Source organism: Streptomyces sp. NPDC025833, from assembly GCF_055558055.1.
In genome coordinates, this window is the sequence record NZ_JBVHNF010000011.1 from 122,246 (window position 1) to 142,687 (window position 20,442).

General features: G+C 74.5%; 21 protein-coding genes. 7 read left to right on the forward strand and 14 right to left on the reverse strand.

The genetic code is table 11. The features are described from left to right. Nucleotides 1–11: 11 nt before the first annotated feature. The 7 genes from ACZ4K2_RS20815 to ACZ4K2_RS20845 form a co-directional block, all read right to left on the reverse strand. The gene (locus ACZ4K2_RS20815; RefSeq protein ID WP_467475418.1) at nt 12–1,646 is read right to left on the reverse strand and encodes a SpoIIE family protein phosphatase; all 1,635 of its coding nucleotides are present in this window, start codon (nt 1,644–1,646) and stop codon (nt 12–14) included. After that, nucleotides 1,643–3,559 carry a hybrid sensor histidine kinase/response regulator gene (locus ACZ4K2_RS20820; protein WP_467475420.1) on the reverse strand — a complete coding sequence of 639 codons (1,917 nt, stop codon included), beginning with the start codon at nt 3,557–3,559 and terminating at the stop codon, nt 1,643–1,645. Before ACZ4K2_RS20820 ends, ACZ4K2_RS20815 begins: the two co-directional genes overlap by 4 nt. Further along, nucleotides 3,556–4,602 carry an ATP-binding SpoIIE family protein phosphatase gene (locus tag ACZ4K2_RS20825; RefSeq protein WP_467475422.1) on the reverse strand — a complete coding sequence of 349 codons (1,047 nt, stop codon included), beginning with the start codon at nt 4,600–4,602 and terminating at the stop codon, nt 3,556–3,558. The genes ACZ4K2_RS20820 and ACZ4K2_RS20825 overlap by 4 nt, the downstream gene beginning before the upstream one ends. Continuing rightward, the gene (locus ACZ4K2_RS20830) at nt 4,590–5,009 is read right to left on the reverse strand and encodes an anti-sigma regulatory factor (protein ID WP_467475424.1); all 420 of its coding nucleotides are present in this window, start codon (nt 5,007–5,009) and stop codon (nt 4,590–4,592) included. Before ACZ4K2_RS20830 ends, ACZ4K2_RS20825 begins: the two co-directional genes overlap by 13 nt. Beyond that, nucleotides 5,006–5,374 carry an STAS domain-containing protein gene (locus ACZ4K2_RS20835; protein WP_467475426.1) on the reverse strand — a complete coding sequence of 123 codons (369 nt, stop codon included), beginning with the start codon at nt 5,372–5,374 and terminating at the stop codon, nt 5,006–5,008. Before ACZ4K2_RS20835 ends, ACZ4K2_RS20830 begins: the two co-directional genes overlap by 4 nt. After that, nucleotides 5,371–6,222, reverse strand: a complete 852-nt coding sequence (locus tag ACZ4K2_RS20840) for an STAS domain-containing protein (protein WP_467475428.1) — start codon at nt 6,220–6,222, stop codon at nt 5,371–5,373. The genes ACZ4K2_RS20835 and ACZ4K2_RS20840 overlap by 4 nt, the downstream gene beginning before the upstream one ends. Before the next feature lie 134 nt (nt 6,223–6,356). Then, nucleotides 6,357–8,315: a CASTOR/POLLUX-related putative ion channel gene (locus ACZ4K2_RS20845; RefSeq protein ID WP_467475430.1), complete on the reverse strand. Its 1,959-nt coding sequence runs from the start codon at nt 8,313–8,315 to the stop codon at nt 6,357–6,359. 234 nt (nt 8,316–8,549) lie between these two features. Between ACZ4K2_RS20845 and ACZ4K2_RS20850 the strand changes: the two genes are divergently transcribed. The 6 genes from ACZ4K2_RS20850 to ACZ4K2_RS20875 all read left to right on the forward strand — a co-directional run bounded on the left by ACZ4K2_RS20850 (nt 8,550) and on the right by ACZ4K2_RS20875 (nt 12,849). Next, nucleotides 8,550–8,813, forward strand: a complete 264-nt coding sequence (locus ACZ4K2_RS20850; RefSeq protein ID WP_467475432.1) for a hypothetical protein — start codon at nt 8,550–8,552, stop codon at nt 8,811–8,813. Nucleotides 8,814–9,105: 292 nt separating this feature from the next. After that, the gene (locus ACZ4K2_RS20855) at nt 9,106–10,203 is read left to right on the forward strand and encodes an AraC-like ligand-binding domain-containing protein (RefSeq protein ID WP_467475434.1); all 1,098 of its coding nucleotides are present in this window, start codon (nt 9,106–9,108) and stop codon (nt 10,201–10,203) included. Nucleotides 10,204–10,237: 34 nt separating this feature from the next. Further along, the gene (locus ACZ4K2_RS20860) at nt 10,238–10,393 is read left to right on the forward strand and encodes a hypothetical protein (protein WP_467475435.1); all 156 of its coding nucleotides are present in this window, start codon (nt 10,238–10,240) and stop codon (nt 10,391–10,393) included. 627 nt (nt 10,394–11,020) lie between these two features. Beyond that, complete coding sequence (locus ACZ4K2_RS20865; protein WP_467475437.1) at nt 11,021–11,296, forward strand: hypothetical protein; 276 nt, start codon at nt 11,021–11,023, stop codon at nt 11,294–11,296. Continuing rightward, nucleotides 11,296–11,829: a hypothetical protein gene (locus ACZ4K2_RS20870; RefSeq protein WP_467475439.1), complete on the forward strand. Its 534-nt coding sequence runs from the start codon at nt 11,296–11,298 to the stop codon at nt 11,827–11,829. The genes ACZ4K2_RS20865 and ACZ4K2_RS20870 overlap by 1 nt, the downstream gene beginning before the upstream one ends. Nucleotides 11,830–12,030: 201 nt before the next feature. Next, nucleotides 12,031–12,849 carry a class I SAM-dependent methyltransferase gene (locus ACZ4K2_RS20875; protein ID WP_467475441.1) on the forward strand — a complete coding sequence of 273 codons (819 nt, stop codon included), beginning with the start codon at nt 12,031–12,033 and terminating at the stop codon, nt 12,847–12,849. A 24-nt stretch (nt 12,850–12,873) separates the two neighbouring features. Here the strand turns inward: ACZ4K2_RS20875 and ACZ4K2_RS20880 are convergent, their stop codons facing one another. The 7 genes from ACZ4K2_RS20880 to ACZ4K2_RS20910 all read right to left on the reverse strand — a co-directional run bounded on the left by ACZ4K2_RS20880 (nt 12,874) and on the right by ACZ4K2_RS20910 (nt 19,877). After that, on the reverse strand, nt 12,874–13,893 hold the full coding sequence (locus ACZ4K2_RS20880) for a LysR family transcriptional regulator (RefSeq protein ID WP_467475443.1): 1,020 nt from the start codon (nt 13,891–13,893) through the stop codon (nt 12,874–12,876). A 114-nt stretch (nt 13,894–14,007) separates the two neighbouring features. Continuing rightward, on the reverse strand, nt 14,008–14,436 hold the full coding sequence (locus ACZ4K2_RS20885; RefSeq protein WP_467475445.1) for a hypothetical protein: 429 nt from the start codon (nt 14,434–14,436) through the stop codon (nt 14,008–14,010). Next, nucleotides 14,433–15,326 carry an STM4011 family radical SAM protein gene (locus ACZ4K2_RS20890; protein ID WP_467475447.1) on the reverse strand — a complete coding sequence of 298 codons (894 nt, stop codon included), beginning with the start codon at nt 15,324–15,326 and terminating at the stop codon, nt 14,433–14,435. The genes ACZ4K2_RS20885 and ACZ4K2_RS20890 overlap by 4 nt, the downstream gene beginning before the upstream one ends. Before the next feature lie 7 nt (nt 15,327–15,333). Beyond that, nucleotides 15,334–16,680, reverse strand: coding sequence for an STM4012 family radical SAM protein (locus tag ACZ4K2_RS20895; protein ID WP_467475449.1), 1,347 nt, complete (start codon nt 16,678–16,680; stop codon nt 15,334–15,336). Beyond that, nucleotides 16,677–17,516, reverse strand: coding sequence for an STM4013/SEN3800 family hydrolase (locus ACZ4K2_RS20900; protein ID WP_467475451.1), 840 nt, complete (start codon nt 17,514–17,516; stop codon nt 16,677–16,679). Before ACZ4K2_RS20900 ends, ACZ4K2_RS20895 begins: the two co-directional genes overlap by 4 nt. 46 nt (nt 17,517–17,562) lie before the next feature. Further along, nucleotides 17,563–18,918, reverse strand: a complete 1,356-nt coding sequence (locus ACZ4K2_RS20905) for an STM4014 family protein (protein WP_467475453.1) — start codon at nt 18,916–18,918, stop codon at nt 17,563–17,565. Continuing rightward, nucleotides 18,918–19,877 (reverse strand): STM4015 family protein, encoded by a 960-nt coding sequence (locus ACZ4K2_RS20910; RefSeq protein WP_467475454.1) that lies wholly within the window; start codon nt 19,875–19,877, stop codon nt 18,918–18,920. The genes ACZ4K2_RS20905 and ACZ4K2_RS20910 overlap by 1 nt, the downstream gene beginning before the upstream one ends. Before the next feature lie 155 nt (nt 19,878–20,032). Here ACZ4K2_RS20910 and ACZ4K2_RS20915 point away from each other — a divergent pair, with 155 nt between their 5' ends. Continuing rightward, nucleotides 20,033–20,359, forward strand: coding sequence for a hypothetical protein (locus ACZ4K2_RS20915; protein WP_467475456.1), 327 nt, complete (start codon nt 20,033–20,035; stop codon nt 20,357–20,359). Nucleotides 20,360–20,442 lie beyond the last annotated feature (83 nt).

Genomic DNA, 20,442 nt, shown 5'->3' on the forward strand with positions numbered 1-20,442 from the left:
GCTCTCCCCGGTCAGCCGGAGGCCGGGGGGCCCGGGCGCGCGGCGTTCAGGCGTACGGCCATCAGGGCCACGTCGTCGCTGCCGTCCGGCGGGAGCAGGTCCAGCAGTTGCGCGCAGACCTCCTCGGGGTCCCCCGGTGTCCCGGCGACCACGGCGGCGAGGGTGCGCAGGGAGTGCCGGAGGTCCTCCTGGCGCCGTTCGACCAGGCCGTCGGTGACGAGGAGGACGAGCGAACCGGGCTCGGCGGTGACCCGGTGGGCCGGCGGGTGCGGGAGGCCCAGGCCGAGCAGCGGGCCGTGCTCGCGCACGTAGGTGGTCGTGCCGTCCGGGTGCCGCAGCAGCGGAGGCAGGTGGCCCGCGTTCGCGATGTGCAGGGTGTCCGAGTCGAACGCGATCAGCACGACGCAGAGGGTGACCGTGGCCCCGGGCTCCACCGAGGTCAGCAGGTGGTCGAGCCGGGCCAGGATCACCTCGGGCGGGTGGCCCTCGGCGGCGTAGGCGCGCAGCGCGTGCCGCACCTGGCCCATCACCATGGCCGCGTCCAGCGAGTGCCCGGCGACGTCCCCGACGGCCACGACCAGTCCGGCGGGGGTGCTGATCGCCTCGTAGAAGTCGCCGCCGATCTCGGTCCGTTCGCTGGCCGGCAGGTAGCGTACGGCCAGGTCCGCCCGCGCGGTCTCCGGCAGGCTCTCGGGCAGGAAGCTGCGCTGCAGGGTGAGGGCGAGGGCGTGTTCCTCGCTGTAACTGCGCAGGGCCTCCAGGGCCAGCGCGCTCGCCTGGGTGAGCTGGGCCAGCAGTTGCTCGTCGTCCGGCGTCGTGACGGCGTCCTCGGCGGTGATGATGACGACCGGCGGCCGCTCCGCCTTGGCCCGGCCGATCACCGTGCGCCGACGCTCGGGGTCCTTCAGGCCGGGCGGCAGGCAGGGGAGGTCGAGCACGGGGGCCTGGCCGTCGGTCCGGGCGGCGGCGTGGTCGCGCCGGTGGGGGCGCGCCGAGGTCGCGTGCACCTGGGGTCCGGTCCGCCGCGCCGGGCCGTCGGGGTCCTGCCAGGTGTGGGCCACCAGCGGGCTGCCCTCGGGCGTGGTCAGGAACGCGGCCACCTCGCGGCGGAAGATGGCCGCCGCCGCCTCCGCGGTCACCCGGGCCAGTTCGTGGGCGTCCGAGACGCTGTACAGGGCCAGGGTGAAGCGGTTGAGCAGGTGCAGGCGGTCCGCCAGGAGTTCCGCGCGGTGGCGGGCGCGGGCGTAGCGGAGGGTCGCGGTGACCGTGGCGAGCAGCTCGTCGGGGGCGACGGGCTCGACGAGGTAGGCGTCGGCCCCGCGGTACAGGCCCTGTGCCCGGTCGTCCACGGTGATGGCGGAGGCCGAGACGTTGATGACGGGGACGGCAGCCGTGGCCGGGGTGCTCTTGATGTGCTCGCACACCTCGAAGCCGGTCATGTCGGGCAGCCGCACGTCGACGATGGCGATCTCCGGCAGCGGGCCGGGACCCGCCAGCAGTTCCAGGGCGCCCGTGCCGTCCTCGGCCTCGACGACCTCGTGGCCCGCCCGGCGCAGGGTGGTGGCCAGGACGTACCGGTTGGTGGGGGTGTCGTCCACCACCAGGACGCGTCCGGGGCGGTGCTCGGTGTCGGGGTGCTGGGTCATCGGCGTTCCTCCGCCCCGGGCGCTGCCGGGGAGGCCGTCGCGGAGCCGGGCCGTGCGGACGGTTCGGCCCGCGGGCCCTGAAGGGCGGCTGCCAGGTCGGCTCGGGTGAGCCGGGCCTTGTTGAACACCGCGCGGACCCCGGGCAGCCGGGAGCGGTCCACCTCCGAGGGAGCCAGCGCGGTCAGGACGCACACGGGTACGCCGGCGGTCGCCTCGTCCGCCGCCAGCAGCCGCCGCAGTTCGTACCCGTCCGTGCCGGGCATGTTGAGGTCGAGGAAGACGGCGTCGGGCCGTTCCCGGACGACGGTGGCGACCGCGGTGCCGCTGTCGGTGACGGTGCGGACGGACTCGGCGAGTCCGTCGAGCAGCGGCCGGAAGCCCGCCAGGAACGCCTCGTCGTCGTCGACCACCACCACGGATCGCACCAGGGGTCTCGCCGGCCGGGTCCGGCCGCCGGCCGGCTGTTCCACTGTCCTGTGACCTGTGCGCACGCCCTCCGGCTGTCCGGTACGGCCCGTTTCATGTGTCGCCGTGACCGCCGTCCCGGCCGGCACCGGCCGGGCGGGCAGCTCGACGGTCACCCAGGTGCCGCGGCCGGTCTCGCTGCCGAGGGTGAGCCGCCCGCCCAGCAGCTCCGTCAGCCTGCGGGCGTAGGGCAGGCCGAGCCCGGTGCCGGCACGGCCGCGCTGGTGGGCGCCGCGGACCTGGTAGAACTCCTCGAAGACGCGGTCGAGCTCGTCGGCCGGGATGCCGACGCCGGTGTCCTCGATCCGGAAGACGAAGCGGGCGTCGCGTCCGGTCCCCTCCTCGGTGACGTCCAGGGTCACGGAGCCCTCGGTCGTGAACTTCAGCGCGTTCGACAGGATGTTCCGCAGGATCCTCGTCAGCATGACCTCGTCGGTGGTCAGCGGCCCCTGCTGGGCGTAGTCCGGGATGCGCAGGTCCACGCCGGGCTGCGCGGTGCTCTGGAGCGTGCCGCGCAGCTGGTGGAGCAGCGTGCGCAGGTCCGTCTCGACGGGGTGCGGTTCCAGCCGGCCGGACTCCGCCTTGGCGACGTCGAGCAGTTCGTCGACGAGGGCGAGCAGGGTGGTGCCGGACGCCTGGACGAGCGCCACCTGCTGGCGCTGCTCGTCGGAGAGGGGGTCCGCCCCGGAGTCGAGCAGCAGCCGGGACAGGGCGATCACCGAGTTGACCGGCGAGCGCAGCTCGTGGCTGACGTTGGCCCAGAACCGGGTCTTGTACTCGTGGGCGCGTTCGAGCTGGTGGGTCTTGTCCTCCAGCTCGGCGTAGAGGGCGACGACGCCGCTGTTGGTCTCCTCCAGCTCCGTCGCCAGCTCGGAGTACAGCGCCATGACCCCGACGTTGGTCTCCTCCAGCTCGGCGTTCAGCCGCTGGAGCTCCTCCTGCTGGTGCTGGGACTCCTCCAGCGCGGCCAGGAGCTGGCGGTTCTGCGTGGACAGGGCCTCGATCAGGTCGGCGGCGGCGTCGTTGCCGACGAGCTTGCCGCGCACCTCGGCGGCCAGGCCGGCGAGGGACGTGGCCGGCGCGGGGGTGCGCTGCGCCAGCACGAGCGTGTGGCCGCCGTCACCGGCGGGCTGCAGGCGGCTGTCGTCGAGCAGGCGGCCGGCGGCGGCCAGCAGGGGGGCCGTCGGCCGTCGGGCCTCCCGCCAGCCGAACCGTACGGTCGCCATGACGGCGTCGGTCTCCTCCAGGCAGACGCGGGCGGTGAGCGCGGGGGCCCCCAGCAGTTGTTCACCGACCTCGCTCACCACGGTGGTCAGGCGGACCAGGGGGCTGCCCGTCAGTCCCGCGGCCCGGCACACCGCCTGGGTGCACCGGCGCAGGGTGAGCACGTCGCCCGCCTCGCGGAGGGCGATCGTGATCAGTTCGTGCTCGAAGGGGTCGGGGTTCACGGATGCCTGTGCAGGGCCACCACGATGCCGGCGTCGTCCCGGCGTACGGCGGCCTGGTTGAGGATCTGGCCGGCGGCCAGGGAGGGGTCCTGCGCGAACAGGCCGGGGAAGTCGGCCGGCTTCCAGCGGTCGCTGAGGCCGTCGGAGTGCATGACGAGGGCGGCGCCGGGCGGGAACGCGGCGTCGAAGGTGCGCGGGCGGGGCAGCTGGAGGCCGACGATGCCCGGCAGGGACAGCAGTCCGCTGCGCGTGCCGTCCACCGCGACGAGCGAGGTGATGTTGCCCGCCCCGCTCAGCCGCACCCGCTCGCCGGCGTGGTCGATCAGCGCGATGGCCACGGCCGCCCCGCGGGTCCCGCGCAGTCCGTTGTGGACGTCCTGGAGCACCTCCGTCGGGTCGGTGCGCCGGCTGTCGCGGAAGGCCTGCCTGGCCAGGTCCGCGACCCGGGCCGCGAGGGGGCCGTGCCCGAGGCCGTCGCACATCATCAGCAGCAGCCCGTCGGAGTCCGCGGCGCCGGCCGTGCGCACCGCCCAGGTGTCGCCGCACACCTGTTCGCCGGTGATCGGGCGGGTCAGTCCGCCGGTCTGCACCGGGGCGGACTCCGGTGCCTGGTCGTCGGCCCAGAAGCGGGCGCAGACCACCGTGCCCCGCCCGGGCAGGGAGTGGATGCCGGAGACGTCGGCGAGCCGCTTGATGGCTCCCATGCCGATGCCGAGGCTGCCGGAGGACGACGTGCCGTCCAGGAGCGCCCGCTGCACGTCGGGGATGCCGGGACCGCTGTCGAGGGACAGGCACTCCAGGGCGGCGCGGCCCCGCACGCGCACCACGCGCAGGGCGAGGGAGCCGTCGTGCGCGTACTTCAGGAGGTTGGTCGCCATCTCCGTCACGCACAGCTCGGCCCGTGCCTGGCGGTCCTCGGGCAGGCAGATGCCCTTGCCGAGCTGGGCCGCCTGACGGCGCGCGGCCGCCGCGAGGGCGACGTCCGCGCGCAGCCAGCAGACGTCACCGGCCTCGGCGACGGTGGTGCCGCTCACCGGCCCCACTTCACGATGCGCACGGTCGTGCCCCCCGATCCCGACTCGATGTCGAACTCGTCGACGAGTCGCTTGGCGCCACTGAGGCCCAGGCCCATTCCGTTGCCCGACGTCCAGCCGTCCGTCAGTGCCTGCTCGATGTCCGGTATACCAGGTCCCTGGTCCGTGAACTCGACGAAGACGCCGGGCCGCCCCGCGTCGGTGACGGCCGCCGCGCGCACGACGCCCCCGCCCCCGTACACGAGCATGTTGCGTCCGAGCTCGCTGGCCGCGGTGACGAGCTTGGTCTGGTGGACCAGTGACAGGCCGTTGCGCTGGGCCAGGGTGCGCACCATCTGCCGCGCGGAGACCACGTCACCGCTGTCGGCGACCGAGACGGTCTCGGCCGTGGCGCTCACGGCACCGTAGTCCCTCATGCTTGGCCTGCGCTGAGCCGGCGCAGGAGTTTGAGCCCGCGCTCCAGGTTGAGGGCGGTGCGCACGCCCTTCAGCGACAAGCCGAGTTCGACGAGCGTCATGGCGACGGCGGGCCGCATGCCGACGACGATGGTCTCCGCGCCGAGCAGGCGCGAGATGGAGGCGTTGGTGGCCAGCATGCGCCCGACGAAGGAGTCGACGATCTCCAGCGCCGAGATGTCGATAACGACGCCCTTGGCGTTGGTGGCGACGATGCGGTTGGACAGGTCCTCCTGGAGGTCCATGACCATCTGGTCCTCCAGGTCGGTCTGGATGGAGACCAGGAGGATGTCGCCGATCTTGAGGACGGGTACGCGGTCGGTCACAGCAGGCCCCGCACGTCGTCCTGGGCTTCTTCCTTGGCGACCTCGGCGAGCGCTTGGCGCAGGGCGTCCGCCAGCGAGGCGTTGGTGGGGATGTCGCCGAACTCGATGCCGAGCGCCACGATGGTCTGGGCGATCTGCGGCCGGATGCCCGAGATGATGCACTGGGCGCCCATCATGCGGGCGGCGACCACGGTCTTCAGCAGGTGCTGCGCGACCTGGGTGTCCACGGTCGGGACGCCGGTGATGTCGATGATGGCGTGGGTGGAGTTGCTGTCGACCAGCGTCTGGAGCAGCTTCTCCATGACGACCTGGGTGCGCGCCGAGTCCAGGGTGCCCACCAGCGGGACGCCGACGACGCCGTCCCACAGCTTGACCACGGGGGTGGAGAGTTCGAGGAGCTGCTCCGCCTGGGCGGAGATGATCTCCTCGCGGGTGCGGACGTACGCCTCGGTCGTCAGCAGGCCGAGGTCGTCGAGCAGCCGGGAGAACTGGAGGTACGCCAGCGCGCCCTGCTCGTCACCGGTCAGCGACGGCTCCAGCACCTCCTTGAAGGCGAAGACGCTCCGGGCGGTCTCGGTGGGGGTGAAGCCCTGCCGGGCGCGGTTGCGGGACAGCTCGATGAGCAGGCTGCGCACCTCGCCGAATGACTCCGCCCGGCCGTCCAGCCCGCCGGCGGTGATCCCCTCCAGGATGGCCGTGTACAGCTCACCCAGTTCCCGGCCCAGCTCGGCCAGGCTCAGCCGGCCCGAGAGGTCCTCGCCGACCGTACCCGTCCACCGAGCGAGGAACTCGTCACGCTGTGCGGTCAATGTCTCGACCAGAAGGTGCGCGTTGCTATCGGTCGCCACGACTTCCCCACCAAACACTTGGTTGATTATGTCAGGTAGACGATACGACAATCTGGCCACGCTATGGCGACGCCCACATGTGTCACGTCTCGCCCCGTCACGGTGATCGGGGACGGCCGGGCCGGGCGGGTGCGTCACCGCCGCTCCGGTGTGTCGTCCACGTCCGTCCCCCGCCGCATTCCGGGCAGTCCCTCTCCCGGACCGCCGCCGTCACCGCCCCGCGCCGGGGCCGCCGAGACCACCACGATCTCGTCCCCGGCCGCCCACACCCGCCGCTCGGACTTGCCGGGGCACAGCCGGAAACCGGTGTCGCGGCCCGCGGTGAGCGCACGGTAGCCGATCGCGCATTCGCCGCGCTCGTACGCGGCCGCCGCGACCGTCGCGAAGGCCGCCTCGCGGCCGGGGCGCACGTACTGCCCGGCCGGACACAGTGCGAGGGCGCCGCCCCGGGTGGCGAACAGCTCCTCGAACACCGGGGCGAGCACCGGATTCTGGGAGAGCTGCGTCATCAGCAGGGCGGTCAGCTCCCCGCGGACCACCGCGTCGGCGGCCCGGCCCAGCGGGGCCAGGGCGCGGCTGTGGTGGTCGCACAGCTCGGCGACCACCGGCAGGGCGCGCCCCGTCTCCTCCTCCCGGGCCCGCAGCATCAGCAGGGTGAGCAGGGTGCGGTCGTCCGGCCGCCGCGCACCGGCGGCCGAGTCCGCGCCCAGCACGAAGACGCTGTCGTAGCTCCCCGTGTCGAGGGCGCGGAACGTCTCGGGCCGGGCGAGGTCCCCGGTGTGCCAGGCGACGGCCGGGGCGCCCGGGTCCGCGGGCGGCGTCCGCACCGCGTCGTCGTCCGGTTCGGTGACCACGTCGAGGACGGATCCCGGCCGGGCGCTGCGCCGCAGGAGGTCGACGATCAGCGGCGCCCGCCGGTTCCAGCCCAGCAGCAGCACGCGCGAGGGGCCCTCGGGCTCCGGCTCCGGCGGGGCCGGCGCGGACACGTCGACGAGGCCGCGGCAGTCGGCCGGGGGCAAATCCGTGTCGTCGTGGGCGACCACGACCAGACGGTCCCCGGCGGCGAGGACGGTGTCCGGGCCGGGGGTGAGCAGGGCCCGGCCGTCGGCGCGCAGCACACCCACCACACAGGCGGCCTCGAAGCACAGCACCAGCTCGGCGAAGGACCGCCCCACCGCCTCCCGGGCCCAAAGGACGTGGAACTCGGCCCCGGCGACGTCGAGGAGGTCGCGCAGCACGGCCGACAGCCCGGGACGGCGGGCCGACTGCACGAGGAGCCGCGCCGTCGTCAGGTCCGTCTCCAGCACCACGCCCCGCGAGCCGGCCGCCAGGCGGGCCGCGTGCAGATAGCGGCCGTCCCGCACGGCGGCCACCACCGGGGGCCCGGGGTCCGTGCCGAGCAGGGGCCGCAGCGCGAGCAGGGTCCGCACCACCTCCAGGTCCGCGTCGGGCCCCTCGGCCGGCAGCACCAGCACCGAACCCGCCGAGCCGGGGGCGACCAGGGCCAGCGCGGCGGGGTCCGTCAGCGCTCCCGTGCGGCAGACCAGCCGGTCCCCGGGCGCGTCCAGCGCCGCGGCGAACGCCTCCTCCATGTCCGGGGTGTCGCGGTCCGCGAGCACCGCCACGACCCCGCGCCCCCGGCCGGCCCGCGCCGCGAGCAGCTCGGCGACCACCGTGAAGACCTGCTCCGACCAGCCGAGCACCACCGCGTGCCCGCGCTCCAGCACGGTCGAGCGGCCCCGCCGCAGCTCCGTCACCCGGTCGCCGAGGCCCGTGGTGACCACTCCCACCAGCGTGGACACGCACAGCAGCGTGATCAGGCCGAGCAGCACGGACAGCAGCATCCGCAGCGGGGCGCCGGACGCGGCGCCCAGGCGCAGGGTCTGCGCACTGGTGCGCCACACCGCCGTGAGCCGGCCGGACAGCGAGTGCGGCGCGGCGGGGTCCATCCACACCAGCAGGGCGCTGACCGGTACGACGACCGCGAGGCAGCCGAGGGACAGCCAGCCCAGCAGCCGCCCGGTGCTGCGGGCCAGCCGCCGGTCGAAGAGATAGCGCGCCCGGTCCCGTAACGAAGCCTGCTGCCGCCCCACCACATCCGCCCCCTGACGATCGGCATCCGGTGCCTGCACGTCCCAGGGTGTGCCGCGGACGGGCCCGACACCCCGCGGTGACCGGGCGATTCATCCGATCGGGAGGGGCCCGGCCGAGGCGTCGGCGCCCGCGCTCGCCGCTCCTGCCGTTCCGCGGCCGCGAGAAGGTGTTGGGAATCGCCGCGGGCGGGTACCGGCAGGGCGACGCGGGACACGGTCGCGGGGAGGGTGACGATGGGATCAGTACGCCAGTTGCGGCAGTTGAGGACGGTGTACGCCTGCGGTGTGGTGGCCTGGACGTGCTGCCTGCTACTGGGCCTGGTGCGGGGTGACGGATCGGCACGGCAGACGGTGGTGCTGCTGGGCCTGCTCGCCGTCTTCCTCGTTCTGCTGCTGTGGTCGACCTGGTGCCTGTGGGAGGCCGGGACGCGCCGCGCCGGACGCGGGCTGGCGCGGGGGGCGGTGGGGGCGGTGGGGCCGCAAGCCGACCGGGTCTAGCGCCGCGACGGCGTCCGCCGTGACCGGTGGTGAGGCCAGGGTTGTGTCCGCGTCGTCCGCGGCGGCTGGTGCGGCTGGTGCGGCTGGTGCGGACCTGGTCCCGGCGTCGCCGGCGCCAGGCCGACGAGTTCTGCCGGGTCCGTGCGCGGTGGTGCCGAGGGCGCGGAACAGCGGCGTGCGGGAACGGGGTGCGGCAGCGGTCGCGGCGCCCCGGCCCGGGGTCCGGCGCCCGTCCCGCTCATGGCCGAAGTCCTGCTTCCCGTCTCCGGCCCGCGGTCTCGACCATGGCGACGTGTCCTCCTCCGATGCCGCCGCTTCCGTGCTCTTCCAGTCGAACAGTGGTCTCAGCCGGCCCGATCGCTTCGCCTGGTTCATCGATGCCGTGCGTGAGGGAATCGCTCCCTTCGCATTGTCGAGCCCCTACTCCGGGGACTTTTCCGCGCGGGTGGTGAGCGCCGGTCTCGGCGCCGCCAAGTTGGCGGCCTTCTCCTTCCCAGCTCTCGACGCGGTGCGCACCGCCCGCCACATCCGGCGCAGCGATCCCGAGACCTACATGCTGGGGCTCATCCAGCGTGCTCCCATGCAGGTGGCCCAGAAAGGCGGGACAGCGGCCGTTCGGGCGGGTGAGCTGGTGCTATTCGACACCTCCTACCCCTTGGAGGCAGTGTTCCCGGACCCTGGGCACCACGTCGTGGTCACGATCCTGCGACTGCCGAGAGCGTCGATGCCGATTCCCGGCGACCAGGTAGACCGGCTGCTCGCCCAGCCGCTGTCCACGCGCGGTGCCACGGGTTCTCTCCTGCGGCACCTCATGGGATCCGCGCTCGGGCAGGTCACGGACCAGTCGGAGGCGGAGAACCAGCGCCTGGGCACGATCGCCGTCGACCTGGCAGCCGCTTTCCTCGCCGGCTGCGTCGACGTCAGTGGTCTCCTCCCGGCCGAGACGAGGCGCCGGGCCCTCGTCGCGAGTATCGGAGCCTTCATCGAGGCGAACCTCGGCGACCCGGGGCTCTCCCCGGCCGCCATAGCCTCACGACACCACATATCGGTCCGCACCCTGCACCAGCTGTTCAGCGCCGAGCCCGAGGGCGTCATGGCGACCGTGCGGCGCCGACGGCTGGAACGCTGCCGGCAAGCCCTCGCCACACCCTCCCTGCGCCGGCAGCCCATCGGCGTGATCGCCGCCCGATGGGGATTTCTCCAGCCCGGGCGAATTCAGCCGGGTGTTCAGGAGAACCTACGGCGAGACACCTCGGCAGTTCCGGGATGCCTCGGCCGCAGCTCGTTCTCCGCGCTGAATGCGCATCCGCTCCGCGCCCGTCGCCAACTCCGCGGAGACACGGCACACGACGATGGGTGCGCGGCACCGGGGAGCCGGAACGGTCCCTGACACCCGTGAGGGCCGGGAGAGTTCGGGAGGCGAGATGACGGGTCAAGGGCAGGCGCCCGGTGGGGGCGGCGGTTCGTTCAGCAGCGAGACGGGGCAGGGCTGCGGCTTCTGCATGGGTGTGCTGCTGGCTTTGCTCATCCTCATGGCGATCGTGGTGGTCGGCGGCTGTTCCGCGTTGTCCGGAGGCTGACCGCCACGGTCCGGCACGACGCGCAGACCTGACAGCCCGTACTGCGGTCACCGAGCGTTCTCAGCGTCGCCTCTCCAGGTTGGTCGCTCCCACGGCAGGCGGGGCAGCACGCCATGTGCGCCGCGGCTGGGCGCCGGTGCGAACGGCACGTCCGGGCGGATTCCCGCCGCCCGGACCCCGGCCGCTCCTTCCTGTTCGGCGCGCAGTGCGCGGTCGGTGAACGGTTCCCGCACGGCGAGGTTCCCACCGACAGCCACCACCCGTTCGGCCCTCGTCCGGGCATTGCCGATCCTCGCACCGGGGGCGGTCCCGCCCGGTGTCGAGCAGCACCCGGTCGCCGCACCGCACTCACCACAGTCCTGGCACTGCGCGCCGCAGACCCCGTGCGATCAGCCGGTCCACGGGGTGGGTGATCGGACCGCCGGTACTCGGCCGTTCGGCCAGGCGCCGGGCGAGGTGGTCGGCGAGGATCTGCCGAACGCTTCCACCACACCGGCATCAGCGGCCGACCGGTCGGCCTCCCCGGACAGCACACCCGGCAACGAGTGGGCGCAGTAAGCCTGTTGGCGTGTCCGGGGCGACCCGGGGTACGCGCACGTCGCCGACACCGGCGGAAGGAGGAGGCTCGTGCACTCACATAAGGACGCTCCGGCACCGGAGATCGGTGCGCTCGCCCGGGGAACGGGACAGCGCGACCAGTTGCGCAATCGCCTTTCGGACATCGCTTGGACGTGCCTGTGCGCGGTACTGGCCGTCTGGGCGCTGCTGGAAGCCGTCGGTTCCGCACTCGGGTCCGCGCGCTGGGCCTACACCGCGGTGGCGTGGATCCTGCTGGCCGTGGCGCTCTCGCTGCGGGTGGCGGCCCTCCGCAGGCGTGCCCGGTACACCCCCGGGGACCGGTGATGGAGCGCGTCCGGCTGCTCCTCGCCCGGCACCTGTGGCTCGAGCTGGTCCTCGGCGTCCTGGTCGCCACCGTCCTGATCACGCTGCTGTTCCCGGGGGGTTCCTTCCTGTCCGTCCTGGTGCGCACCGCGGTCACGTCCGTGGGCGCGGTCCTCGTGGTGCTCCGCCGGCGGCGCGAGGAGAAACGCGCCGCAGGCGGCTCGGTGGACGACATCGTCTCGCTGGACGACAAGCTGCGCCGGGGGGAGGTCCCCTCGGCGCCCGACGAGCGCCGGGCCATGGGCGAGCTGGTGGCACGGCGCCTGCACCGCACGCGGCACCGCGTACCGGCCCTCGTCGGTCTGGCGGCGCTCTTCACCGCCGTCACCGTGCTGACGGCGTTCACCGGCACGGTCCGGCAGGCCGTCGGCTTCGCGCTGCTCACCGTGGTCTTCATCGGCTGGAACATCCGCCGTAGCCGGGTCTGGCAGCGGCGCCTGCGCACCATGGAGAGCGCCCTGAAGGGTGGGCGGCCGGCTCCGGTGTCCCGCTAGCGGGGACGGCGCGCGGCCTCCCGGTTCACCGGCGCCCGACCGCCCCGGCCGTCGTGGGTGTCGGCCGTCGCGGAGCATGATCAGTACCCTCCCGTGGGGTCCACCCGCACGTAATCGCTCCTCCCGCGACTCAGCGAGCGGCGGTTTGTACGCTTGTGTGAGGTGCGTACCGCATACGGCCGCCGGGGCAGGAGGTGCGGCATGACGAGTTCACCGGCTTCGTCCGGCACGGCCCGTGCGGACGGCCGCTACGGCGAGGATCTGTTCAGTCCGGAGCATCCCGGTGAGGCCGGGCGGATCGACGCCGCGGCGCTGGTCTTCGATCCGGTGACCACACGCCGCCTGCGGGCGCTGGGCGCCGGGCCGGGCAGCCGCTGCCTGGACGTGGGCGCCGGGACCGGGACGGTGTCCCGGTGGCTGCTGGAGGAGGCGGGCGCCGACGAGGTGGTCGCCCTGGACCGGGACACCACCCGGCTGGAGGCCCTCGCGGGGCCGCGGCTGCGCGTGCTCACCGGGGACGTCACCGACGAGGGTCTGCAGCCGGGCGGTTTCGACCTCGTCCACGCCAGGTTCGTCCTCATGCACCTCCCTTCGCGACGCAGGCTGATCACACGGCTGGCGGGCTGGCTCGACCCCGGCGGCCTGCTGGTGCTGGGCGACGCCCTGGAGGTGCCGGACGCGCTGGACGCCTCCTCCGCCTACCGGCGCACCATGGACGCCATGTGGCGAGCGCTGCGGGCGACGATCGGCACCGACATCTCCTCCGTCCCGGCGTACCCGCACTTCCTGCGGGAGGAGGGGCTGCGGGACGTCGCCGCGGAGCTGGTCGTCCCGCCGCTCGTGGCCGGCGGCCCCCTGGCCCGGTTCTGGGCCGAGACCTGGCGGCGGATGCGCCCCGCCCTGGAGGAGAGCGGCGGGGTGGAGGCCGCGGTCGTCGACGAGGCGCTCGCGTACCTGTCCTCGCCCCGGCTCGCCGAGCTGGGCCCCGGCATGATGCTGGCCTGGGGACGGCGGGACTGATCCGGCGGCTGCGTCCGCGCGCGGTCAGGGGCGGCGCGGACCGGCTCCCGGGTCCGGCCGGGCGGTGGCGGGCCCGTACGGTGCCGCCTCGCCGTCCGGCCCGGTCCCGCCGGGCGTCCGCGCGTCGTCCAGCCACTGCCGGTAGGCCGGGGCGTCCTGGGCCACCGCCCAGTAGGCCTTCTCCAACTCGGGGTAGGCCTCGTCCAGTTCGGCCTCCGTACGGGCCGCGAGGAGCAGCCGTACCCCTATGGGGTCGCCCTCCACGGGGCGGATCGCGCAGTCGGGCCGGGGCAGGGCCGTGGGCTGGCTGATCGTGACCACCTCGCCGGTGGCGGCCAGCGAGTAGGCGGTGAGGTAGTCGCCGTGCAGGATCTCGGCGTCCAGGCCCGCCGCGCGCAGCACCCGGCACAGGGCGTCCCACTCGCCGTCGACCGTGGAGTCCACCATCCAGCGGTCACCGGCCAGGTCCGCCAGGCTCACCGCCCGCCGTGACGCGGCCGGGTGGTCCGCGGCGAGCGTGACGAACTGCGGTTCCCGGTCGACCAGTACGCGCACGCACAGGCCCGGCGGCAGGCGCAGCGGGCTGCCCTCGACCTCGTGCACGAAGGCCATGTCGAGCCGGCCCGCGGCGACCATGTCCAGCAGGGCGTTGGCGGACACGCTCATCTGGAGCGTCGGCTCGGTGCGCGGGACCCGTGCCCGCAGCAGCCGGAGCCAGCCAGGGAGGGCGCGGCTCGCGGTGGCGCCGAGACGGAGCTGGAAGCCGCCCGCGGCCCGGGCCGCCGCCGCCCTGGTCTCCGTCACGATCGCCGCGAACTCCGCCACCAGCGGCCGGGCCCGGCTGAGCACGGCCAGCCCCAGCGGGGTGGGCCGGCAGCCGGTCCGGGCCCGCACGAACAGCTGGGCGCCGAGCGCGCGCTCGATGCGCCGTAGCTGAGTGCTCAACGAAGGCTGCGCCAGGCCGAGTTCCCGTGCCGCTTTGTGCAGGCTGCCGGTGTCGGCGATGGCGCAGAGAACGCGCAGGTGCCTCACCTCGAGCTCCATGGGGGGAGCGTAGGACGGCGCGGCACACCACACCAGATGTTCAAGGTCCAACGAAAGCGGACGAGTCGGCCGCCGCGCGCGACGGGCCCCGCGGGCTGGGGGCCCGGCCGCGCGTCAGATGCGGCCCCGGGTCCAGCGGGTGAGGGGGCCGTGGGACCGGCGCTCGGCCTGGCGGCCGCACGCGTACGAGGCCGCGCTCAGCGCGGTGAGGCCCGCGCCCACCCCGGCGGCGAGCAGCCTGCGGTGGGCGACCACCGCCCAGGCCGTCCTGGCGGTGGCCGCGACCCGGCCCGACGCGGTGATGAGCGCCTGGCGCCCCGTTTCGACGCCCCGGGCGGCCGTGCGGGTGACCGCGCCGGTCGCCTCGGTGGCCCGCTCGGTGCCCGTCTTCGCGGCGGAGACGGCGGCGTCGGAGGTACGCACCGCCTTCTTCGCCGCGCGACCGGCCGGTGCCGTCGCCTTCTCCGCCGTCCGCCGGGCCTTGTCCGCGGTCTCCCGCTCCGGTGCGGCCTGCCGCCCGGACTCCTTGTTCGGTTCAGTCATGGGCTTCGCGTTGCCCGTGCCCCGGGGAGCAAACCTGCCGGGGCCGCGGGCCCTTCGGGGATGCGCTCCAGCACGCCGCCCGCGAAGACGTCGTACAGCGGGAGCGTTTCCAGGTGCACGTACCCGATGTGGCAGTCGCACACGGCCAGCGGGCAGGGGCGCGGGCGCAGCGCCGCCCGGTAGGAGCCGTCGTAGAGGTTACCCAGTTCGGTGCGGACGAAGTGGCAGCGGCGGACGGTGCCCTCCCCGTCGACCGAGACGACCGACTCGCCGGTGCGGCAGGGCAGTCCGGCGCTGGTGTGCGGGCGGCGGCTGTAGGGGAACAGCGGGTCCAGGTCCGTCCAGACGGCGGCGTCCGCGTCGGTGTAGGTGTGCCCCTCGGCCGCGTTCACCCAGAGGTAGACGTGGCCGGGCAGGTCGGCGCGCAGCCGGCGGGCCTCGTCCAGGTGGCCGGGCAGTCCCACGATGCCGACGCTGTACCGGATGTCCCGCTCCGTGAGGTCGCGGCACTTGGCCAGGAAGCGGTCGTACGGCGTCTGTCCGGGGTGGTACGTGCACCACAGCGCGACGGTGCCGGGATCGGCGCCGGCCAGCCAGTCCGTGCGGCAGCTCAGGTTGGTCTGGATGGCGACCCGCCGTACGTGCGGCAGGTGGGAGAGATCGGCCAGGGCCCGCCGGTACCAGGAGCGGACCAGGCCCTCGCCCCACGGGGTGAACAGCACCGACAGGCGGTCGCCGGTCCGGGCGGCGACCCAGGCGGTGAAGCGGTCGAGGGCGGCCCGGTCGGCGCGCAACCGGTCCGGGTCGTCGCGCCGCTTGGCGAACGGGCAGTACGGGCAGTCGTAGTCGCAGGAGGCGAGCGGGCCGCGGTAGAGGATCGTCAGGTCCATGCGGCGGCTACTTGCGCTCGTAGGCGGTCATCGCGGCCCGTACGGACGGGGAGAACAGCTCCGGGCCGACGGCGTCGGAGTGCGCCAGTCCTTCGGGGGTCAGGCGCAGCCGCCGGGGGCCGCCGTCCCGCTCCAGCCAGCCGCGGCCGGCGAAGCGGTCCAGTTCGGGCCCGAAGTCGTCGGCGGGGTCGCTGCCGAAGCGGGCCCGGTAGTCGTCGACGGCCAGGCCCCCGGCCTGGAGCAGGGACTGCAGGAGGTGGCGCCGGCGTGCCTCGTCCGATGTCATGCGGCGGCCGTACTCGGCGTGGGCGAAGTCGGCGGCGGGGCGGGCCACGTAGTCGTCGACGATGGCGCGGATCTCGTGCATGCCGACGGCGTAGTCGAAGGAGTAGTGCAGGCCGGCGGTGTACGAGCGGGCGCCGCAGCCGAGGCCGATCATGCCGTCGGTCTGGCAGGCGTGGTCGTCGGGGCCCTGGGACGGGGCGTCCGCCCGACGGAACATGCGCATGGAGTGCTGTACGTAGCCGTGCGCGAGGAGGTGGTCGCGGCCCAGGCGGTACAGGCGCAGCCGCTGCTCGTCCCAGGCCGGGTCGGGGCCGGGGCCGCGGCGGTCGAGGCCGGTGAGGGGGCGGACGTAGAGCGGGTAGAGGTACAGCTCCTCGGGGTGCCAGGCGAGGGCGGCGTCCAGGGAGTGGCGCCAGGTGGCGTCGGTCTGGCCGTCGATGCCGTAGATCAGGTCGATGTTCAGCACGGGTATGGCGGTGTCCCGGACGCGGCCGAGGGCGGCCTCTACGTCCGCGCGGCGCTGCGGGCGTACGGCCGCGCGGGCCTCGGTGTCGACGAAGCTCTGCACGCCGAGGCTGAGCCGGGTGGTGCCCCGGTCGGCCAGGACCGCCAGCCGGTCGGCGGTGGCGGTGGCGGGGGACGCCTCCACCGAGAGCGGGACGGCCCGCAGGTCGGCGCCCATCCGGTGTTCGGCGATGTCGCAGAGCCGGTCCAGTTCGGCCGCGGTGAGGAAGGTGGGCGTGCCGCCGCCGAACGCGGCCGTCGCGAAGCGCACGCCGGGTGCGTCGCCGAGGGCCGCGCGGACCGTCGTCGCCTGGCGTTCCAGGGCGTCGAGGTAGGCGGTGGCGAGGCCGTCGGGGGCGCCGATCCGGGTGAACAGGTTGCAGAAGCCGCAGCGGACCTCGCAGAACGGCACGTGCAGGTAGAGGGAGAGCGCGTCCTTGGGTTCGCGGGCCCACAGGGTGCTGAGCGGGGGACGGTCGGGCAGCCGGCGGTAGGCGGTCTTGTGCGGGTAGGCGTAGACGTAGCCGCGGTAGGGGCCGGCGTCGGCGGGCCGGGGAGCGGTCATCGGGCGGCCCCGGCGGTCGTGGCGTCCCGGTCCTGGCCGGGGTCGAGGAAGAAGTGGGCGTAGGGCACGGTCCACACGGCGGGGTGGCCGAGCCGGTGCCCGGTGTAGCCGTCGTCGCCGTAGGCCGTGCCGTGGTCGGAGCAGACGACGGCGAAGCAGCGGCGCCTGCTGCTCGCGGCGGCGAACAGGCGGCCGATGTGCCGGTCCACGTACTCCAGCGCGGCGGCGTGGGTCGCGCGGCTGTCGCCGGCCTCGCGGGTCGCGCCGGGCAGGTGGAACCAGTTCGGCTGGTGCAGGGCGGAGACGTTGACGAAGAGGAACAGCCGCCGGTCCGCGGGCAGCCGGCGTACGACCTCCTCCGCGCGCGTCACCTGCGCCTCGAAGGACGTCGGGGACGTGACGCCGAACTCGGGTTCCCAGTGGGACTCCTGGAACATCCCCGGCAGGACCGAGCCCAGCGCGCCCTGCTTGCTGAAGAAGCCCACTCCCCCGATGCACACCGTGCGGTAGCCGTCCGCGGCCAGACCGGAGACGAGGTCGGGGGTGTCGTACACGTAGGTGCCGTCGGCGGTGGTCTCGCTGCCCGCGAAGCGCGCGGCGAACAGGCGCGGGTGCGGGCCGGGGGCCGCCGGTGTCGGCAGGAAGCCGGCGAAGAGGGCCTGGTGGGAGGCGTAGGTGAAGCTGCCCGGGGCGTGCCTCTCCTCCCAGCGGCCGCCGGGGAGGTGGCGGGCCAGGTGGGGGATGCGGCCCGCCGCCGCCAGTTCGGCCGCCACGTCGTGGCGCAGGGTGTCGAGGGTGACCAGCAGGAGGTCGTGGCTGCCGACGACGTCGTTCATGTCCGGTTGCCCGGCGCGGCCCGCGGGCGGGTGCGGAGGCGTCGGGTCAGGCGAGCGCATGGGCGGTTCCCGTTCCGTTTCGGTGCGAGTGGTGCGGGTGGTGCGGGGTGGGCGGGTGGTCCGGAGCAGGAGGGTGGTCCCGGTCGGACGAGTGGTCCCGGTGGTCCGGGACGGGCGGGCGGTCCCGGTCGGGCTGAGGGTCCGGGTCCGGGTCCGGGTCCGGGTCCGGGTCCGGGTCCGGGTCCGGCGGATGGTGCCGGTCCTGGGAGTGGGGCGGGCCGGGCAGGTGCCGGGCGAGGGCGGCGGCGACCTGTGCCCCGTAGGTGTCGAGGCCCTCGGCGCCGCTGCCGGGCAGGCCGGTGAGCCCGGGCAGCAGGTCGCCGAAGGCGTTGACCTCGCCGACGGCCGTCCGCCGCCAGCCGGTCGACGGCAGGAGGTCCACGCCGACGCACAGGGTGTGCGGGAAACAGGCGGCGGCCCGTTCGCACACGCCGAGGACGTCCGCCCAGCGGGCGCCCGCCGCCTCCACGGCCGCGCGGGCGGCGTCGAGGTCCCCGCGCCGGCCGCCGAGGTGGAGGTTGGTCAGCGGGGAGGCGCTGGTGCGCACGAGGGCGTGGGTCGCCCGCCCGGCCACCACGACGACCCGCAGGTCCGCGGCGCGCCCCTGCTGGGAGCCCTTGGGCAGCCAGCGCTCCAGGTGCAGGCCGTCGGGGGCCAGGGCGTCGACGATGGCCGCGAGCTGCCGTTCGTCGTGGTAGCGGCGGATCCGCAGGGAGTTGAACAGCCGCCCGTCCGGGGTGAGTTCCACGGAGGTGGTGGCGCGGATCCGGCCACCGCCCGCCGACTCGACCGCGAGCACACCGGACGCGGACGAGCCGTGCGCGGGCTTCACGAACAGCCGGGGCATCCGGTGCTCCCGCATCAGGGCGCGGACGTCGTCCCAGCCGCGTACGGGTGCCCGGGCACCGGAGGTGGGCGACTCCGGAACGGGCACGCCCGCAGCGGCCAGCACGGCGTGGCAGCGGCGCTTGTCGAACAGGACGGCCAGTTCCCCGGTGTCGTCCAGGCGGATGCCGCCGCGCAGGCCGCGCAGCGCGGCCGTCAGTGAGGCGTACCAGCGGGCCGAGCCCTCCACCCGGGCGGGGTCCTCGGCACCCCGCAGCAGCCGGTCGACGTCCGCGTTCTCGCCCGGGGAGTCGAGCCGGACCAGTTCGCCGGGGTCGAATGCGGCCCCTCCGGTGCGCAGCACGTGCGCCCAGGGGACGACGCGCGGTGCGGGCAGGCCCGCCGCGCGCACCGCCCGGCCGAAGAGGGCCACCCGGCGGTTCCCGGGGTTGCCGACCACCGCGAAGCGCACGGCGCCGGGCTGTCGTTCGCGGCTGCCGACGGGGTGCGCGGCCACTACTCCCCCACGGACACGTAGCGCCACACCGTGCCGTCGTCGTCCTTGTCGTCGTAGGCGTCGTCGCGGTCGAGGTCCAGCCGCACGCCCGCGGGTCCCAGCGTCTGCCGGAGCCGGTCCAGCAGGGGCTCGCTGATGTAGTGGTGGTGCAGGTCCAGCTTCTCCAGGTGGGTGAGGGGCTGGCCGCCGAGGAGGGCCGCGGCGCCCTCGTCGGTCAGGATGCCCATGGAGAGGTCCAGTCTCCTCAGGCGGGCCACCACCGGGGCGGACGCGACCGCCGCGGCGACGGCGTCCTGCATCTCGCTGTTGCGCAGGCCGAGGCGGCGCAGGCGGGGCAGGCGCTCGCCGGACAGGATGGGCGCCAGGTCGGCGACCTCGCTGTCGCCGCCGTAGTCGGGCGTGCCGAGCCACAGGTCGAGGTGCTCCAGCTCGGGCAGGTCGCTGGCGCCGACTCCGCGCACCACCTCGGCCGGCAGGCCGCCGGTCTGCATCGTCAGCCTGCGGAGCGCGGTGTGCCGCAGGGCGGGGAACTTCAGGCCGGTGCCGCCCCGGACGCCGAACTCCTCCAGTTCGGGGAAGCCGGTCAGCAGCGGGGTGACGTCCGTCTGGTGGATCCAGGAGATCTCGCACTCCTCCGACTCCATGGCGCCGAGGAACAGCGCGCGCAGGGCGGGGAGTCGGTCCCGGGCGGCCAGCAGTGCCGCGATGACGGCGGACGAGTCGGTGTCGTACGCCTCCTTCCAGGCGCCGACGATCAGCGCGCGGACCCGCGTGGTGTCGACCGTGTCCAGGAAGCGGGCGAACACGGCCTCCCACTCCTCGCCGTCGTCGTAGACCTCGCCGGCCAGGTGCCAGGCGACCGCGTCCGGTTCGGGCAGGGACGTCTCCTCCCCGTCCGCGTCGGGGAAGCCGAACACGGGCAGCCCGTGGAAGGCGTTCGGGGTGTCGCCGAAGGTCATGCTGCTTCTCCCGGGATGGAGTGAGGACCGGCTGATGTCCGCAGTTCTACCAACAGCCACTGACAGCGCCCGCCGCCGGGGGCGCTGTCAGTGGCTGCCCCTACTGTCGCTGCCACGGACGCGGTGCGGTGGGCACCGTGGTGAGGGGAGCACGCATGTACCGGCAGGGAGACGTCCTGCTCGTGCCCGTCGCCGACGAGGCGGTTGTGGCGCACGTCGCGGACGCGCCGCGGGAGCGCAGGGACGGGCGGGGCCGGCTGGTCCTCGCCCTGGGCGAGGTCACGGGACACGCGCACGCGGTCGTCGGGCCGGGTGAACTGGTGCGGGAGGCGGGCCCGTTCGGGCCGATGCTGCTGCACCTGCCCGCCGGTGGGCGGGTGGTGCACGAGGAGCACGCGCCGATAGCCCTGCCCGCCGGCTGGTACCGGGTGGTGCGGCAGCGGGAGTACGTGCCCGGCTCCGTGCGGATCGTGGCGGACTGAGGGGGGACGGGGAACCGATGGTGACGCGGCGGGAGGCGCCGGTGCCCGCACCGGCGGCGGTGCGTGACGGGGCCGGCGTCGAC

Bases quoted from the DNA above. Each gene is read 5' to 3' on its own strand.
- ACZ4K2_RS20815 (WP_467475418.1), bottom strand. From the start codon at position 1,646: ATGACCCAGCACCCCGACACCGAGCACCGCCCCGGACGCGTCCTGGTG.
- ACZ4K2_RS20830 (WP_467475424.1), bottom strand. From the start codon at position 5,009: ATGAGGGACTACGGTGCCGTGAGCGCCACGGCCGAGACCGTCTCGGTC.
- ACZ4K2_RS20900 (WP_467475451.1), bottom strand. From the start codon at position 17,516: ATGAACGACGTCGTCGGCAGCCACGACCTCCTGCTGGTCACCCTCGAC.
- ACZ4K2_RS20910 (WP_467475454.1), bottom strand. From the start codon at position 19,877: ATGACCTTCGGCGACACCCCGAACGCCTTCCACGGGCTGCCCGTGTTC.
- ACZ4K2_RS20875 (WP_467475441.1), top strand. From the start codon at position 12,031: ATGACGAGTTCACCGGCTTCGTCCGGCACGGCCCGTGCGGACGGCCGC.
- ACZ4K2_RS20885 (WP_467475445.1), bottom strand. From the start codon at position 14,436: ATGACTGAACCGAACAAGGAGTCCGGGCGGCAGGCCGCACCGGAGCGG.
- ACZ4K2_RS20860 (WP_467475435.1), top strand. From the start codon at position 10,238: ATGACGGGTCAAGGGCAGGCGCCCGGTGGGGGCGGCGGTTCGTTCAGC.
- ACZ4K2_RS20915 (WP_467475456.1), top strand. From the start codon at position 20,033: ATGTACCGGCAGGGAGACGTCCTGCTCGTGCCCGTCGCCGACGAGGCG.
- ACZ4K2_RS20890 (WP_467475447.1), bottom strand. From the start codon at position 15,326: ATGGACCTGACGATCCTCTACCGCGGCCCGCTCGCCTCCTGCGACTAC.
- ACZ4K2_RS20895 (WP_467475449.1), bottom strand. From the start codon at position 16,680: ATGACCGCTCCCCGGCCCGCCGACGCCGGCCCCTACCGCGGCTACGTC.
- ACZ4K2_RS20870 (WP_467475439.1), top strand. From the start codon at position 11,296: ATGGAGCGCGTCCGGCTGCTCCTCGCCCGGCACCTGTGGCTCGAGCTG.
- ACZ4K2_RS20880 (WP_467475443.1), bottom strand. From the start codon at position 13,893: ATGGAGCTCGAGGTGAGGCACCTGCGCGTTCTCTGCGCCATCGCCGAC.
- ACZ4K2_RS20850 (WP_467475432.1), top strand. From the start codon at position 8,550: ATGGGATCAGTACGCCAGTTGCGGCAGTTGAGGACGGTGTACGCCTGC.